The sequence below is a fragment of the Variovorax sp. V35 genome (genome assembly GCF_041154465.1).
Lineage (GTDB): Bacteria > Pseudomonadota > Gammaproteobacteria > Burkholderiales > Burkholderiaceae_C > Variovorax > Variovorax boronicumulans.
The window spans coordinates 3,692,111-3,707,906 of the sequence record NZ_AP028666.1; the positions used below are offsets into that span (position 1 = coordinate 3,692,111).

The 15,796-nt window shown below is 70.2% G+C and carries 15 protein-coding genes; 13 read left to right on the forward strand and 2 right to left on the reverse strand.

Annotated features, from left to right (window positions below; all coding sequences use genetic code 11):
• The first annotated feature begins 181 nt into the window (after positions 1-181).
• From ACAM42_RS17110 to bioD, 3 genes are read left to right on the forward strand one after another with little or no spacing between them, the layout of a single operon-like run.
• Positions 182-1,609 (forward strand): adenosylmethionine--8-amino-7-oxononanoate transaminase, encoded by a 1,428-nt coding sequence (locus tag ACAM42_RS17110; protein ID WP_369628814.1) that lies wholly within the window; start codon positions 182-184, stop codon positions 1,607-1,609.
• Positions 1,593-2,825 carry an 8-amino-7-oxononanoate synthase gene (gene bioF / locus ACAM42_RS17115; protein ID WP_354347023.1) on the forward strand — a complete coding sequence of 411 codons (1,233 nt, stop codon included), beginning with the start codon at positions 1,593-1,595 and terminating at the stop codon, positions 2,823-2,825. Before ACAM42_RS17110 ends, bioF begins: the two co-directional genes overlap by 17 nt.
• Positions 2,822-3,580: a dethiobiotin synthase gene (gene bioD / locus ACAM42_RS17120; protein WP_369628815.1), complete on the forward strand. Its 759-nt coding sequence runs from the start codon at positions 2,822-2,824 to the stop codon at positions 3,578-3,580. Before bioF ends, bioD begins: the two co-directional genes overlap by 4 nt.
• Here bioD and ACAM42_RS17125 read toward each other — a convergent pair.
• Entirely contained in the window at positions 3,563-4,615 is a 1,053-nt protein-coding gene (locus ACAM42_RS17125) for an aldo/keto reductase (protein WP_369628816.1), read from the reverse strand. The genes bioD and ACAM42_RS17125 overlap by 18 nt on opposite strands.
• A gap of 236 nt (positions 4,616-4,851) precedes the next feature.
• Here ACAM42_RS17125 and ACAM42_RS17130 point away from each other — a divergent pair, with 236 nt between their 5' ends.
• Both ACAM42_RS17130 and ACAM42_RS17135 read left to right on the forward strand, forming a co-directional pair.
• The gene (locus tag ACAM42_RS17130) at positions 4,852-5,835 is read left to right on the forward strand and encodes an AraC family transcriptional regulator (RefSeq protein WP_062482185.1); all 984 of its coding nucleotides are present in this window, start codon (positions 4,852-4,854) and stop codon (positions 5,833-5,835) included.
• A 159-nt stretch (positions 5,836-5,994) separates the two neighbouring features.
• On the forward strand, positions 5,995-7,224 hold the full coding sequence (locus ACAM42_RS17135; RefSeq protein ID WP_369628817.1) for a class I SAM-dependent methyltransferase: 1,230 nt from the start codon (positions 5,995-5,997) through the stop codon (positions 7,222-7,224).
• Positions 7,225-7,245: 21 nt separating this feature from the next.
• Here ACAM42_RS17135 and ACAM42_RS17140 read toward each other — a convergent pair whose 3' ends face one another.
• Positions 7,246-7,452 carry a dodecin gene (locus tag ACAM42_RS17140; RefSeq protein WP_062482179.1) on the reverse strand — a complete coding sequence of 69 codons (207 nt, stop codon included), beginning with the start codon at positions 7,450-7,452 and terminating at the stop codon, positions 7,246-7,248.
• A 176-nt stretch (positions 7,453-7,628) separates the two neighbouring features.
• On the opposite strand from ACAM42_RS17140, the gene ACAM42_RS17145 reads away from it, so the two are divergent.
• The 8 genes from ACAM42_RS17145 to ACAM42_RS17180 all read left to right on the forward strand — a co-directional run bounded on the left by ACAM42_RS17145 (position 7,629) and on the right by ACAM42_RS17180 (position 15,795).
• Positions 7,629-7,829, forward strand: a complete 201-nt coding sequence (locus ACAM42_RS17145) for a hypothetical protein (protein ID WP_062482175.1) — start codon at positions 7,629-7,631, stop codon at positions 7,827-7,829.
• A gap of 115 nt (positions 7,830-7,944) precedes the next feature.
• Entirely contained in the window at positions 7,945-8,952 is a 1,008-nt protein-coding gene (locus tag ACAM42_RS17150; protein WP_369628818.1) for an LLM class flavin-dependent oxidoreductase, read from the forward strand.
• Positions 8,953-8,980: 28 nt separating this feature from the next.
• Positions 8,981-10,327 carry an LLM class flavin-dependent oxidoreductase gene (locus tag ACAM42_RS17155; protein WP_369632775.1) on the forward strand — a complete coding sequence of 449 codons (1,347 nt, stop codon included), beginning with the start codon at positions 8,981-8,983 and terminating at the stop codon, positions 10,325-10,327.
• Positions 10,327-11,547 (forward strand): M20 aminoacylase family protein, encoded by a 1,221-nt coding sequence (locus ACAM42_RS17160; protein WP_369628819.1) that lies wholly within the window; start codon positions 10,327-10,329, stop codon positions 11,545-11,547. The genes ACAM42_RS17155 and ACAM42_RS17160 overlap by 1 nt, the downstream gene beginning before the upstream one ends.
• Positions 11,544-12,080 carry a GNAT family N-acetyltransferase gene (locus ACAM42_RS17165; protein WP_369628820.1) on the forward strand — a complete coding sequence of 179 codons (537 nt, stop codon included), beginning with the start codon at positions 11,544-11,546 and terminating at the stop codon, positions 12,078-12,080. Before ACAM42_RS17160 ends, ACAM42_RS17165 begins: the two co-directional genes overlap by 4 nt.
• The gene (locus ACAM42_RS17170) at positions 12,077-13,894 is read left to right on the forward strand and encodes an amino acid ABC transporter permease/ATP-binding protein (RefSeq protein WP_369628821.1); all 1,818 of its coding nucleotides are present in this window, start codon (positions 12,077-12,079) and stop codon (positions 13,892-13,894) included. Before ACAM42_RS17165 ends, ACAM42_RS17170 begins: the two co-directional genes overlap by 4 nt.
• 38 nt (positions 13,895-13,932) lie before the next feature.
• Complete coding sequence (locus ACAM42_RS17175) at positions 13,933-14,856, forward strand: ABC transporter substrate-binding protein (protein ID WP_369628822.1); 924 nt, start codon at positions 13,933-13,935, stop codon at positions 14,854-14,856.
• A gap of 57 nt (positions 14,857-14,913) precedes the next feature.
• Complete coding sequence (locus tag ACAM42_RS17180) at positions 14,914-15,795, forward strand: ABC transporter substrate-binding protein (RefSeq protein ID WP_369632776.1); 882 nt, start codon at positions 14,914-14,916, stop codon at positions 15,793-15,795.
• Position 15,796 lies beyond the last annotated feature (1 nt).

Genomic DNA, 15,796 nt, shown 5'->3' on the forward strand with positions numbered 1-15,796 from the left:
GCCCCGCGCCGGCGCGGCCCCGCACGAAGTCGCCAGCTTGCGCGACGTTGGCCTGAACGCACGCGCTACACCGCCCAACCTCGGTCATTCCGCCTTCTTTTTGCACGCGTTCCGGGCGTTTGCCGGGGCGCGTTCGCGTCGATACGATCCGCCGCCTTGCCCTCCAGAAAGGAACGCGCGGGTGCCTCCCTCGAACGTTTTCTCCCCCACGACCGCGCCAGCCGCCGCAGGTGCCGATGCCGCCAATGCCAACGCCGACTGGCAACAGCGCAGCCGCCGCCATGTCTGGCACCCCTGCACCCAGAGCATCCGCCTCGACGTGGCGCCGCCGCTGCCCATCGCGCGCGGCGAGGGCGTCTGGCTGACCGACCACGAAGGCCGGCGCTACCTCGACGCCACCAGTTCGTGGTGGGTCAACCTGTTCGGCCACGCGCACCCGGCGATCAACGCCGCGCTGAAGGCGCAGCTGGACACGCTGCCGCACGTGATGCTCGCCGGCTGCACGCACGCGCCGGCGGTCGAGCTGGCCGAGCGGCTGGCGGCGCTCACGGGCCATGCGCTGGGCCATTGCTTCTATGCCTCCGACGGCGCCTCGGCCGTGGAGATCGCGCTCAAGATGAGCTTCCACGCCTGGCGCAACGCGGGCCGCGCCGGCAAGCGCCGCTTCGTGGCGCTGCGCGGGGGCTACCACGGCGAGACGCTGGGCGCGCTGCACGTGACCGACGTGCCCGTGTTCCGCGACGCCTACGCGCCGCTGCTCGCCAGCGCGCACCTCGTGGCCTCGCCCGACGCGCGCGCCGCCCGGCCCGGTGAAGACGCCGCCGCCGTGGCGAACCGCGCGGCCGACGAGCTCGAGGCGCTCTTGGCCGCGCAGCACGACAGCATCGCCGCCGTGATCGTCGAGCCGCTGGTGCAGTGCGCCACCGGCATGGCGATGCACGACCCGGCCTACCTGCGCCGCGTGCGCGCGCTGTGTGACTGCTTCGGCGTGCACCTGATCGCCGACGAGATCGCGGTCGGCTGCGGGCGCACCGGCACCTTCTTCGCCTGCGAACAGGCCGGCATCTGGCCCGACTTCCTGTGCCTGTCGAAGGGCATCAGCGGCGGCTACCTGCCGCTGGCGCTGGTGATGACGCGCGAGGCCATCTACCAGGGCTTCGTCGACGACGACGCCGCGCGCAGCTTCCTGCATTCGCATTCCTACACCGGCAACGCGCTGGCCTGCCGCGCGGCGCTCGCCACGCTCGAGCTGTTCGAGCAGGAAGACGCGCTGAACCGCAACCGCTCGCGGTCCGCGCGCCTGCTGGCGCGGCTGCGCGAGGGGCTCGCCGGCCAGCCGATCGACCACCTGCGCCAGCGCGGAATGATCACGGCCTTCGACGTGCGCGAGCCCGGCGCGCGCTTTTCCGAGCGCTTCCACCTCGCGGCGCGCGACCACGGCCTGCTGATGCGGCCCATCGGCGCCACCGTGTACCTGATGCCGCCGTATGCCATCGCCGACGACGAGATCGACCAGCTCGTGGACGGCACGCTCGCCACGCTCCAGGCCGTCACCCACGCATCCGGCGCCCGCGCCGACGAAGGAGTCCGCGATGCTGCGCTTGCTTGAACGCCTGCAGGACGAAATCACCGCGCTCGACGCGCGCTCGCTGCGCCGCCGCCGGCAGATCGCCGAGACCGCCTGCGCGCCCGAGCAGATCCTCACGCTGGCCGGCGCCGCTGCGCCGCGCACCATGCTCGGCTTCAGCAGCAACGACTACCTGGGCCTGGCCGCGCACCCCGCGCTGGCCGAGGCGCTGGCCGAAGGCGCGGCGCGCTACGGCACGGGCAGCGGCGGCTCGCACCTCATCCTGGGCCACTCGCGCGCCCATGCGCAGCTCGAGGAGCGGCTGGGCGAATGGATGGCGCCGCACATTCCCGACGCGCGCAGCCTGTTCTTCTGCACCGGCTACATGGCCAACCTGGCGGTGCTGTCGGCGCTGGGCGACGGCGAGGCGGTGATCTTCTCGGAGACGCTGAACCACGCCTCGCTGATCGACGGCGCGCGGCTGGCCCGCGCCCGCGTGGAGCGCTACCCGCACTGCGACCTGCAGGCGCTCGACGCGCAACTGGCGGCCTGCGACGCGCCGGTCAAGATCATCGTGAGCGACGCCGTCTTCAGCATGGACGGCCACATCGCCCCGGTGGCGGGCCTGCTGGCGCTGGCCGAGCAGCACGACGCCTGGCTGGTGATCGACGACGCGCACGGTTTCGGCGTGCTCGGCGCCACCGGGCGCGGCGCGCTGCAGGCGCTGGCGCTGCGCTCCGAGCGGCTGGTGCTGATCGGCACGCTGGGCAAGGCGGCCGGCGTGTCGGGCGCCTTCGTGGCGGCGCACCGCACGGTGATCGACTTCCTGGTGCAGCGTGCGCGGCCCTACATCTTCACCACGGCCGCGCCGCCGGCGGTGGCGCATGCGCTGCTCACCAGCCTGGCGCTCATCGAGGGCGAGGAGGGCATGCGCCGCCGCGCGCAACTGCGCGCCCGCATCACCCAGCTGCGCAACGGCCTGAAGCAGGTGCTGCCGGCGGACGGCAGCGCCTGGCTGGCCGATTCGCCGACCGCCATCCAGCCGCTCATCGTGGGCGACAACGCGCGCGCCATGCAGACCATGGAACGGCTCGACGCGCACGGCCTGCGCGTGGGCGCGATCCGTCCGCCCACGGTGCCTGCCGGCACCGCGCGGCTGCGCATCGCGCTGTCGGCCAGCCACACCGAGGCCGACGTGGCGCGGCTCATCGGTGCACTGGGCGAGGCCCTGGCCGAACCGTGGCCGGAGGCCGCATGACGACGGCAGCAGCTGCGACACAGCGCCGCTGGTTCGTCACCGGCACCGACACCGGCGTCGGCAAGACGCTGGTGAGCAGCGCCATGCTCGCACTGCTGGCCGCCTCGGGCCTGCGCGCGGTCGGCATGAAGCCGGTGGCGGCGGGGCTCGATGCCATCGACGGCGAATGGCGCAACGAAGACGTCGAGCGCCTGCAGGCGGCCGGCAACGTCGACGCACCACTCGCCTGGCGCTGCCCCTACGTGCTGAAGGCGCCGATGTCGCCGCACCTGGCGGCGCGGGAAGAGGGCGTGCAGGTCGCGCTGCCCGTGCTGCTCGATGCCTTCGAGCGGCTGTCGGCGCAGGCCGATGCGGTGGTGGTGGAGGGCGTGGGCGGCTTCTGCGTGCCGCTGGGCGACGACCTGGACACCGCCGACCTCGCGGTGGCGCTGGGCCTGCCCGTGATCCTCGTGGTCGGGCTGCGGCTGGGGTGCCTGAACCATGCGCTGCTCACCGCCGAAGCGATCCGCGCGCGCGGGCTGGTGCTGGCCGGCTGGGTCGCGAGCGTGGTCGAGCCGCAGATGCTCTCGCCCGAAGGCAACCTGCAGACGCTGCGCGCCCGGCTCGGCGCGCCGCTGCTGGGCGTGGTGCCGCACCTGGCAGAGCCCTCGGCGGCGCGCGCAGCCGAGCACCTCGACCTGCGCGCGCTGCGGGCGAGCGCGGCCCATGCCGCGCGTCGCACCGAGGCCCCGCTCGTGTCAGCCGCGACGGCCTGAATCGGCCAGCCGCTGGGCGCGCACGCCGCCCTGGCGCGCCAGCATCCAGCCCGGGTACTCGGGCGCCAGCGCGCTCACCTTGTCGAGCGCCGCGAGTTCGTCGGCCGTGAGCCGCACCTCGGTGGCGGCGATGTTGTCGTCGAGCTGGTCGATGCGCTTGGCGCCGACGATCACGCTGGTCACGACCGGCTGGTGCAGCAGCCAGGCCAGGGCGATCTGTGCCACCGACACGCCGCGCGGTTCGGCGAACTGGCGCATGAGGTCGATGCAGTCGTAGGCGCGCTCCACGTTCACCGGCGGAAAGTCGAAGCTCGCGCGGCGGCTGCCTTGCGCGGTGGCGGTGTGGCGGTCGACCTTGCCGCTGAGCAGGCCGCCGGCCAGCGGGCTCCAGACCATCAGGCCGAGCTGTTCGCTGCGCAGCATCGGCACCAGCTCGCGCTCCAGGTCGCGCCCGGCCACGGTGTAGTAGGCCTGCAGCGACTCGAAGCGCACCAGCCGGTCGCGCTCGGCGATGCCCAGCGCCTTGGCGATCTGCCACGCGGCCCAGTTCGACACGCCTACGTAGCGCACGTGGCCCTGGCGCACGAGGTCGTCGAGCGCGCGCACCGTTTCCTCGATGGGCGTGATCGGGTCGATGCCGTGGATCTGGTACAGGTCGATGTGGTCCAGTTGCAGCCGCTTCAGGCTGGCCTTCACGCCGTCCATGATGTGGTAGCGCGAGGCGCCGGCCGAGTTCACGCCCTTGCTGCCGGTTTCGCCCAGCACCTTGGTCGCGACCACCACGCGGTCGCGCGGCACCTTCAGGTTCTTCAGCGCCTGGCCGGTGATGGTCTCGGACAGGCCTTCGGAGTAGACGTCGGCCGTGTCGATGAAATTGATGCCGGCGTCGAGCGAGCGGCCGATGAGGCCTTCGGCCTCGCCTTGCTGCAGCTGGCCGATGTGGTCCCAGATGCCCGGCGCGCCGCCGAAGGTCATCGTGCCGAGGCAGAGTTCGGAAACCAGGAGGCCGGTGCGGCCGAATTGGCGGTATTGCATCGAAAGTTGTCCTTTGGGTGGGGAGGGGCCGTCCGGCTTGACGAATGGCCGGCGGGTGCGAAAAAGTATCCCGCCGGCGCGCCCCGACGGGCGAGCGCGTTTCTGCAAAGTCTTTGCCTATTTCTCCAGACCTCGCGCCGGGGCGGTGCAGAGAGGAGGATGCGACGCTAAGCTGCGGGCAGCCCAATCCTCCATGGCCGCCACCGCGGCCGCTCCCCTTTGTCAGAGGCCTACCCATGTCTGATGAAACCCCCGACACCGCCACCGTCCTCGCCATGCCGATGCCGCTGGAACCCGAACTCGATGCCGCCCGCGAAGAGCTGGTGCAGCTCATCCGCCACATCACGCGCGGGCAGGACGGCACGGTCGAATGCGCCGTGCCCGGCCTGCAGGTGCACTGCATCAGCAAGCCCGACGGCCCCAAGCACGGCTTCGCGACGCCGGCGCTGGGCCTCATCGCGCAGGGCTCCAAGCGGATCATCGTGGGCGACGACATCTACGTGTACGACCCCATGAACTACCTCGTCACCTCGGTCGACCTGCCGGTGTGCGGCCAGGTGTGCGTGACCAGCGAGAACGAGCCCTACCTGGGCGTGCGGCTGGAGCTGGCGCTCGACGAGATCGGCGACCTCATCGGCGACGAGAAGCTGCCGGCCAAGGCCAACGCCCCGGCCTCGCGCGGCATGTACGTCAACCGCATCGCCATGCCGGTGCTGGAGCCCGTGCTGCGCCTGCTGCGGCTGCTCGACACGCCCGAAGACATTCCGATCATGGCGCCGCTCATCAAGCGCGAGATCATGTACCGGCTGCTGGTGAACGGCGAGGGCGCGCGGCTGCGCCAGATCGCGCTGCACGACAGCCACACGCAGCGCATCGCGAAAGCCATCAGCGCGCTGCGCACCAACTACGCGCAGTCGCTGCGCGTGGAAGACATGGCGCGCGCGGTGCACATGAGCGTGTCGTCGTTCCACCATCACTTCAAGGCCGTGACGGCGATGAGCCCGCTGCAGTACCAGAAGCAGCTGCGCCTGCAGGAGGCGCGCCGCCAGATGCTGATCGCCGGCACCGACGTGGCCAGCGCCGCGCACAACGTGGGCTACGAAAGCCCCTCGCAGTTCGCGCGCGAGTACGGCCGCATGTTCGGTGCGCCGCCGCTGCGCGACAAGCGCCGCTGGCTCGGCGAGGCCGGCAACGACGCGACCTCGATGGAAGCCGCGTAGGCCCGGGGCCCCGCGCGAGGGGTCTTTCAACATAGCACCTGCCGCGATTTCTTGCGTCGTCGTGGAAATGCAGGTTTCGCCAAATCTCGCTATCGTTTTGTTCGCTGCAGCACCCGTCCGCCCGTGGAGGCGGGACTACTCAACAACTCGGAGAGATGCATGCTTTGGGAAAAGAAGCTGGCGCAGTGGAGCGCCGCGGTCCGTGCTCGGGCGAACCTGCCCGCGCGGCTCACCTTGTGGGACGGCCAGTCCTACGACTTCGGTGACTTCAGCGGGCCGGCGGTCACGCTGCACGTGAAATCGCCCGCGGCGCTGTCGCTGATGCTGCAGCCCACGCTCGACAACCTGGGCGAGGCCTACGTCAAGAGCAAGATCGACATCGAAGGCAAGCTCAGCGACGTGATCGACATCGCCTACGGCCTGGCGAAGAACTCGCTCGAGAAGCCCGGCGGCGCGCTGCAAAGCATGGCCCGCTACTTCGCGCACACCAAGTCGTCGGACAAGAAATCCATCGAGTACCACTACGACGTGTCGAACGCGTTCTACCAACTCTGGCTGGACGCGAACATGGTCTATTCGTGCGCCTACTTCGAGAACGGCGACGAAGACCTGGCCACCGCGCAGCTGAAGAAAATCGACCACATCCTCACCAAGATCGAACTGCAGCCCGGGCAGACGCTGCTCGACATCGGCTGCGGCTGGGGCGCGCTGGTGATCCGCGCGGCGCAGAAGTTCGGCGCGCGCTGCGTCGGCGTTACGCTGTCGCAGAACCAGTTCGACCTCGCGACAGAGCGCGTGAAGGCCGCAGGCCTCGCAGACCGCATCGAGATCCGCCTGCAGGACTACCGCGACGTGACCGGCCAGTTCGACCGCATCACCAGCGTCGGCATGTTCGAGCACGTGGGCCGCAAGAACCTGCCCGAGTACTTCAAGCGCGTGCAACAGCTGCTGGCCGACGACGGCATCGTCATGAACCACGGCATCACCTCGTCCGACCCCGAGGGCGGCGGCGTGTCGTACGGCGGCGGCGACTTCATCGACCGCTACGTGTTCCCCAACGGCGAGCTGCCGCACATCAGCCTGGCGCTGCAGGCCATGCAGCAGGGCGGGCTCGAGGCCTTCGACGTGGAGAACCTGCGCCGGCACTACGCGCAGACGCTGCGCCACTGGAGCGACGCCTACGAGGCCCATGCCGACGAGGCGCGTGCGCTGGTCGACGAAGAAAAATTCCGCATCTGGCGCATCTACCTCGCGGGCTGCGCCTACGCCTTCGAGAACGACGACGTGGCGATCTACCAGATCGTCGGGCGCAAGGCGGGCAGGGCGGCAAGCACGCTCCCGTGGTCGCGCCGCTATATCTACGACGGCACCTCGGCGCTGCGCGCCTGACCCGTCAAGGCCGCGTTGCGGCTACTCGAGCGTGAAGCCGATCTTCACCGTCACCTGCCAGTGCGCGACCTTGCCGTCGACCACGTGGCCACGCGTCTCGGTGACGGTGAACCACTGGATGTTGCGCACCGTCTCGTGCGCCTTCGCGATGGCGGTCTGCACCGCGTCCTCGATGCTGGTCTTGGACGAGCCCGTCAGCTCGAGCGACTTGTAGACATGGTTCGACATGGCGGCTGCTCCTTGGGTGGTTGCGTGCCCATCGTAGCCATCGCAGGGGGAGCGAGGCAACACCTTTGGGCGCGCGGATGCGATGCAAACCGCATCAGGACATTCGCAATCCGTCGTTGGCAACGGCGGATGCGCTTCGCAGAATCGGCGGCATCGAACCAGGGAAACCGCCCGCCATGCCACTGCACACCGTCGCCTCTTCATCCCCGGCCGCACAGGCCCGCCACGTCCTCGCGCTGACCGCCATCGCCTGGTGCATCGCGCCGGCGTCGCCGCATGAAGTGGCACGCCGTGCGCCGCATGGCCATGTGCCGCTGCGCGTGCGCAGGAGGCTGCACGCCACGGCCGTGGCGGCGCTCCTGCCCTATGCATGGTGAGCCGCGCGACCCCGCAGATTCCAGATATCGATAGAGGAATTCAGCGCAAACGGCCCGCGTGATGGCTCGCAGAATTTGAAGCACACCCGCTTCCACTGCGCCATCGCCGAACACCGTGTCCTACTCGCTCTCCCTGCTCGACAAGAGCCTGATCCCCGAAGGTGCCGACGCCGCGCAGGCGTTCCAGCACACCATCGCGCTGGCCCGGCGCGCCGAACGGCTGGGCTACCGCCGCTACTGGCTGGCCGAGCACCACGGCAACCGCACCTACGCCGGTTCGGCGCCCGAAGTGCTGGCCTCGCACCTGCTCGCGAAGACCTCGCGCATCCGCATCGGCACCGGCGGCGTCATGCTGCAGCACTACAGCCCCTTCAAAGTGGCGGAGACCTTCAAGGTGCTGGCCTCGCTGGCGCCGGGCCGTGTCGACCTGGGCATCGGCAAGGCGCCGGGCGGCCTGCCGCTGACCAGCAAGGCGCTGCAATCGCTGCACGACCCGGCGAAGGCGAAGGCCCTCGATTTCGAAGCGCGCCTGCGCGAGCTCGATGCCTTCCTGCACGACGGCGTGCCCGCCGACCATGCGCTGGCCGGTGCCGTGGCCACGCCGTTCCCGCCGGTGGCGCCGCAGCGCGTGCTGCTCGGCGGCAGCCCCGAGAGCGCGCTGCTTGCGGCGCGGCTGGGCTGGCAGTTCGTCTATGCGGGCCACTTCAATGGCGACCCCGTGAACATCGAGCAATCGATCGACGCCTACCGCGGCGCGACCGGCCGCGCGCCGCTGCTCGCGCTGTTCGCCTTCGCCGCCGAAACGCACGACGAGGCCGCCGAGCGCGTGGGCGCGTTGCGCAGCTTCCGCGTGACCTTGCCCACGGGCCAGAGCGTGAACCTGCCCAGCCTCGAAGCCACCGCCGAGTTCGCGCGGCAGGCCGGCGCCAGCGACTACCGCACCGAAGAGCGGCGCCCGCATGTCATCGCCGGCACCGGCGACGAGGTGCGCGACGCGCTCGAAGCCCTCAGCGTACGCCATGGCATCGAGGAGTTCGTGGTCGACATCCCGGTGGCGGACTTCGGCGCGCGCGCCACGGCGGTCGAGCTGCTGGCGCAGGCCCGCGAGCCCGCACTGGCCTGAGTTTTTTCTTTTTCCCATCACAAGAACGATCGTCATGAGCAACATCCAGTTCGGCGTCATGCTGCAAGGGGCCGGCAGCCACATGAATGCCTGGAAGCACCCGGGCGGCCCGGCCGATGCCAGCGTCAACCTCGACTTCTTCATCCGCAGCGCGCAGAAGGCCGAGGCCGCGGGCATCGCCTTCGCGTTCGTCGCCGACGGGCTCTACATCAACGAGAAGTCGATTCCGCACTTCCTCAACCGCTTCGAGCCGATCTCGATCCTGTCGGCGCTGGCCGCCGTCACCACGAAGATCGGCCTGGCGGGCACCATCTCCAGCTCGTACAGCGACCCGTTCACGGTGGCGCGGCAGTTCGCCTCGCTGGACCTCATCAGCGGCGGGCGCGCGGGCTGGAACGTGGTGACCACGCCGCTGGAAGGCAGCGCCAAGAACTACAGCCGCGCCCACCCCGAGCACGCGCTGCGCTACGAGATCGCCGACGAGTACCTGGCCGTGACGCAGGGCCTGTGGGACAGCTGGGACGACGACGCCTTCGTGCGCGACCGCGAGAGCGGCCGCTTCTTCGACCGCGACAAGCTGCACACGCTGGACCACAAGGGCCGCTTCTTCCAGGTGGCGGGGCCGCTGAACATCCAACGCTCGCCGCAGGGCCAGCCCGTGATCTTCCAGGCTGGTTCGTCGGACGCGGGCATCGGCCTCGCGGGCAAGTACGCCGACGCGGTGTTCACGCATTCGCCCTCGCTCGAAGACACGCGCGCCTTCCTCAGGCAGGTGAAGGCCAGCGCCGTGGCGCAGGGGCGGCAGGCCGGCGACGTGAAGATCTTCCCGGGCATCGGCCCCGTGGTCGCCGCCACCGAGGCGGAGGCCGAGGCCAAGTACCTCGCCATCCGCGCACTGCTGACGGTGGAGGAAGCATTGGCTTACCTGGGCCGCTTCTTCGACCACCACGACTTCAGCCAGTACCCGCTCGATGCGCCGTTTCCCGAGCTGGGCGAGATCGGCCGCAACAGCTTCCGCTCGACCACCGATCGCATCAAGGCCAATGCCAAGGCCAAGGGCCAGACGCTGCGCGAGGTGGCGCTCGAAGTGGCCACGCCGCGCACGCAGTTCGTGGGCACGGGCGAGCGCATCGCCGACGAGATCATCCGCTGGGTGGACGAGGGCGCGGCCGACGGCTTCATCCTCGGTTTCCCGGTCCTGGGGCAGGGCCTGGACGACTTCATCGAGTTCGTGATCCCGGCGCTGGAGGCGCGCGGTCGCTACCAGCGCACGCTGCCCGGCCAGACCCTGCGCGACCACCTGGGCCTGCCGCGCAAGGCGAGCCGCCATGCCGCGCCGCAGGGCGGCGCCACCGCCGAGCGCAAGGCCGCCTGATGGGCGCCGCGCTGCCACGACCGGCCCTCAAGGACATCCACCGCGTCGAATCGACCATTGCCGGCTACGGCGACGAATTCATTGCGCTGCGGCGCGACATCCATCAGCACCCCGAGCTGTCGTTCAAGGAGCACCGCACCTCGGCGCTCGTGGCCGAGCGGCTCGCGGCCTGGGGCTACGAGGTCACGACCGGCCTGGCCGGCACCGGCGTGGTGGGCACGCTGCGGCGCGGGCCGGGGCGCAGCCTCGGCATCCGCGCCGACATGGACGCGCTGCCGATCCAGGAAGCCACGGGCCTGCCGTACGCCAGCGAGAACGCGGGCGTGATGCATGCCTGCGGCCACGACGGCCACACGGCGATCCTGCTCGCGGCGGCGCGCTTCCTGGCCGAGACGGGCAGCTTTCGCGGCACGCTGCACCTGATCTTCCAGCCCGCCGAAGAACTGGGCGCGGGTGCGAAGAAGATGATCGACGAGGGCCTGTTCACGCGCTTCCCGTGCGACGCCGTCTTCGGCCTGCACAACTGGCCCGGCGTGGGGGCAGGGCACGTGGGCTGCGTCACCGGGCCCGCGATGGCGGCCATCGACCAGGCGCAAATCACGGTGCGCGGCAAGGGCGGCCACGGCGCGCAGCCGCACGAAACGGTCGACCCCGTGGTTGCGAGCGCGCACCTGATCGCGGCATTGCAGACCGTGGTGTCGCGCAACGTCGATCCGCTCGACATGGGCGTGGTCACCGTGGGCTCCATCCACGGCGGTGAGGCCTCCAACGTGATTCCGAACACCGTCGAGCTCAAGCTCACGGCGCGTTCGTTCAAGCCCGAGGTGCGCGCGCTGCTGGCGCAGCGCATTCCCGCCCTGGCGCGGGCACAGGCCGAGAGCTTCGGCGCGCAGGCCGAGGTCGACTACCGGCCGGGCTTTCCGCCGGTGGTCAACCACGCGGAAGAAACCGCCTTCGCACGCGCCGTGGCGCTGGACACCTTCGGCGCGCAGCGCGTCGACCCGGCCTTCCGCCCGCGCACCGCCAGCGAAGACTTCGCCTACATGTTGCAGGCGCGCCCCGGCAGCTACGTGTTCTTCGGCAACGGCGAGAGCGCCTCGCTGCACAGCCCGCGCTACGACTTCAACGACGCGATCCTCGCGCCCGCGGCCGTGTACTGGGCCCGGCTGGCCGAGCGTTTTCTTTCCGCCGACGGCGACACCCAGGAAACCACCCCATGAGCGAACAGTTTCTCTACACCACGCCGCTGGACCCGCTGGCCCGGCCGTTGATCGAAGGGCTCACCTTCGAGTACGACAGCCGCTACGGCGACGTGCTGCGCGAGCCCGGCGCACCGCGCGAGATCGACCGCTACGCGCCCGAGGTGTTCGCGCCGCCGCACGGCAACTTCGTGCTGCTGCTGCGCGACGGCGTGGCGATCGGCGGCGGCGCCTTCATGCGCCACGACGAGCGCACCGCCGAACTCAAGCGCGTGTGGACGCACGGCGCGCTGCGCCGCCAGGGCCTGGCCAGCCGCGTGCTGGCCGAGCTGGAGGCGCAGGTGCTGCGCCAGGGCTACGAACGCATCTACCTCACGACGGGCTTTCGCCAGCCCGAGGCCGTGGGCCTGTACCGCAGCCATGGCTACACGGCGCTGTTCACGGACGACGCCGACCCCGAGACGCCGCGCAAGCTGCCGTTCGAGAAGCACCTGGCGCAGTGGGCCACGCAAGGCCGCGTGGGTACGGCGCTGAGCGGGGCGGTGTCGCGATGAACACGACCACCGTGCTCGACGCCGGTCCGGAGCCTCGTACCCCCACGGCACCCCTGCGCCGCAGCGATGCAGCACCGCCCGCCAAGGGCGACTACTCGCACTTTCGCATCGTGCCCGCAACCTACCCGGCGCGCACCGTCGGCACCGTCTTCGCGGTGGCGGTGATCGGCCTCGTGCTGCATTCGGTGCTCACCAACCCGCGCTGGGGCTGGCCGGTGTTCGCGCAGTGGTTCTTCTCGGAGCCGGTGCTGGCCGGCCTGGGCCGCACGCTGCTGCTCACGGCGCTGGGCGCGGTGCTGGGCTTCTTCTTCGGCACGGGGCTGGCGCTGGCGCGGGTGTCGCGCTCGCCGCTGCTGGCGCGGCTGGCCTGGGTGTTCACCTGGCTCTTCCGTTCGGTGCCGGTGATCGTGCTGCTCTTGATCATCAACAACCTCGGCTACCTGTACGAGACCGTGTCGCTGGGCGTGCCGTTCACCGACCTGACGTTCTTCTCGTACCCGACCACGCAGCTCATCAGCCCCTTCGTGGCGGCGCTGCTGGGCCTCACGCTGAATCAGGCGGCCTTCGCTTCGGAGATCGTGCGCGGGGGCATTTTGTCAGTGGACCAGGGGCAGCTCGAGGCGGCGGCTGCGCTGGGCCTTTCGCGCCGGCGCCAGGCCTCGCGCATCGTGCTGCCGCAGGCCATGCGCAGCATCCTGCCGACGGCCTTCAACGACATCATCGGGTTGGCCAAGGGCACCTCGAACCTCTACATCCTGGCGCTGCCCGAGCTGTTCTACACCATCCAGATCATCTACCGGCGCAACCTGGAAGTGATTCCGCTGCTCATGGTGGCGACCGTGTGGTACCTCGTGATCCTCACGGTGCTGTCGGTGGCGCAGCACTACATCGAGCGGCATTTCTCGCGCGGGGCCCTGCGCCATGCGCCGCGCTCGTGGCTGGGCGGCGTGGTGCACGGGCTGTGGGCGCGGGGCAGGGCGCCGGCCGTGGTGCCCGTGTCGGCACCGGCGCCGGCCCCCGCGCAGGTGCCGCGCTGGAACGGCTCGCGCGCGCCGGGCGGCGAGGTGACGATCCACGGCGTGTCCAAGCGCTTTGGCGCGCTGCAGGTGCTCGACGACGTGACCTTCACCGCACCGCGCGGCAGCGTCACCGTGATCCTCGGGCCGTCGGGCTCGGGCAAGTCGACGCTGCTGCGCACCATCAACCACCTGGAGCGCGTGGACGACGGCTTCATTGCCATCGACGGCGAGCTCATCGGCTACCGGCGCGATGCCGACACGCTGTACGAGCTGCACGAGAAGGACATCCTCGCGCGCCGCGTCGACGTGGGCATGGTGTTCCAGAACTTCAACCTGTTCCCGCACCTCACGGTGCTGGAGAACATCGTCGAGGCGCCGCAGTCGGTGCGCGGCCTGCCGCGCGCCGAGGCCGAGGCGTTGGCCTCCGACCTGCTGGCGCGCGTCGGGCTGGCCGACCGCAAGGACGCCTACCCGCGCCAGCTCTCGGGCGGCCAGCAGCAGCGCGTGGCGATCGCGCGGGCGCTGGCGCTCAAGCCCAAGGTGCTGCTGTTCGACGAGCCCACCTCGGCGCTCGACCCCGAGCTGGTGGGCGAGGTGCTCGCGGTGATCGAGGAACTCGCGAGCTCCGGCACCACGCTGGTCATCGTGACGCACGAGATCGGCTTCGCCCGCGAGGTGGCCGACACCGTGGTCTTCATGGAGCAGGGCCGCATCCTCGAGACCGGCACGCCCGAGCAGGTGTTCAACGCGCCGAGGCATCCGCGCACGGCCGAGTTCCTGGCCAAGGTGCTCTGAGTTTTTTCCCTTCCCCCATTTTCAAACCGACCGCTTTCATGACCCATCGACGCCTTCTCCTGACCGTTCTCCTGGCCGCATTGCTGCCGATCGCCGCCACGGCCCAGACCGCCCCGGCGCCCGACCTGAGCCCCGAGCAGCCCGGCCGCCCGCGCGCGCAGAAGATCGACGAGGCCGTGCGGCTCGCGAAGGACTTCAAGTTCCTGAAAGAGGGCGTGCTCGTCGTGGGCACCACCACCGGCCGGCTGCCGTTCGCGGCCTACGCCACCGACACGAAGACCCCCGTGGGCAACGCGCCCGACATCGCGCAGCTCGTGGCCGACAGCCTGGGGCGCAAGCTGGAGCTGGTGTCCACCGCCTGGGCCGACTGGCCGCTGGGCCTGCAGTCGGGCAAGTTCGACGTGGTGGTGTCCAACGTGACCGTGACCGAGGAGCGCAAGGAGAAGTTCGACTTCTCGACCTACCGCAACGACCAGCTGGGCATCTACGTGAAGTCGGACAGCAAGCTCGGCGCCATCAAGGAGCCCAAGGACATCGCGGGCCTGAAGCTCATCGTGACGGCCAGCACGAACCAGGAGCAGATCCTGCTGCGCTGGAACAAGCAGAACCTCGCCGCCGGCCTCAAGCCCATCGAGATCCAGTACTACGACGACGATGTGGTGCAGCGCCTGGCCATCCAGTCGGGCCGCGCCGATGCGTACGTGGGCCCCAACGCCATCGCGGCCTACGAGGCGCGCGACGGCAAGACGCGGCTCGCGGGCCTGGTGTCGGGCGGCTGGCCGCTCAATGCCGAGATCGCCGTCACCTCGCGCAAGGGCTCGGGCATTGCCGAGGCCGTGACGCTCGCGCTGAACACGCAGATCAGGAACGGCAACTACGGCAAGGCGCTGTCGCGCTGGAACCTGGCGTCCGAAGCCATCGAGGTGGCGCGCACCAACCCGCCCGGCCTGCCGAAGAACTGAGGGGAGGGGACCATGTCGCTCAAGAAGACACTGGGGGCGCTGGCCGCCCTCGGGCTGATGGCGTTCGCGCCGGTGCACGCCGCTGACACCTTCGACTTCAGCCCCGAGCAGAAGGGCCGCCTGCACACCGGCAAGGACGCCGAGGCCGTCAACGCCATTCCGCCGAGCTTCAAGTTCGTGAAGGAGAGCGTGCTGACCATCGCCATCGCGCCGTTCGCGCCGCCGATCTCCACCTACGCCACCGACGCGAAGACGGTGGTGGGCTTCGACCCCGACTTTGCCCACCTCATCGCCGAGGCGCTGGGCCTGAAGCTGGAGCTGCGGCCCGTCGCCTGGGCCGACTGGCCGCTGGGCCTGAGCTCGGGCAAGTACGATGCCGTGATCTCCAACGTGGGCGTGACCGAGCAGCGCAAGGAGAAGTTCGACTTCTCGACCTACCGGCTCGGCCTGCACGGCTTCTACGTGCGCACCGACAGCGCCATCCAGTCGATCAAGGAGCCGAAGGACGTGGCGGGCCTGAAGCTCACGACCGGCGCGGGCACCAACCAGGAGCGCATCCTGCTCGAATGGGACCGGCAGAACGTGGCCGCAGGCCTGAAGCCGGTGTCGATCCAGTACTACGACGACGATGTGACGCGCTGGCTGGCGGTGACGACGAAGCGCGTCGACGCCAACTTCAACCCCAACGCGCCGCAGGCCTACGAGGCCGCGAAGAACGGGCAACTGCGGCTGGCCGGCACGGTGAACGCGGGCTGGCCGCTGAAGTCGGACGTGGCCGTCGCCACGCGCAAGGGCAGCGGCCTGGCGGTAGCGCTGAGCACCGCGGCCAACAACCTGATCCGCAACGGCACCTACGCCAAGGCGCTCGCGCGCTGGCGCCTGGCCGAAGAGGCGCTGCCGAAATCGGAGGTCAACCCGCCGGGGTTGCCGAAGTTCTGAC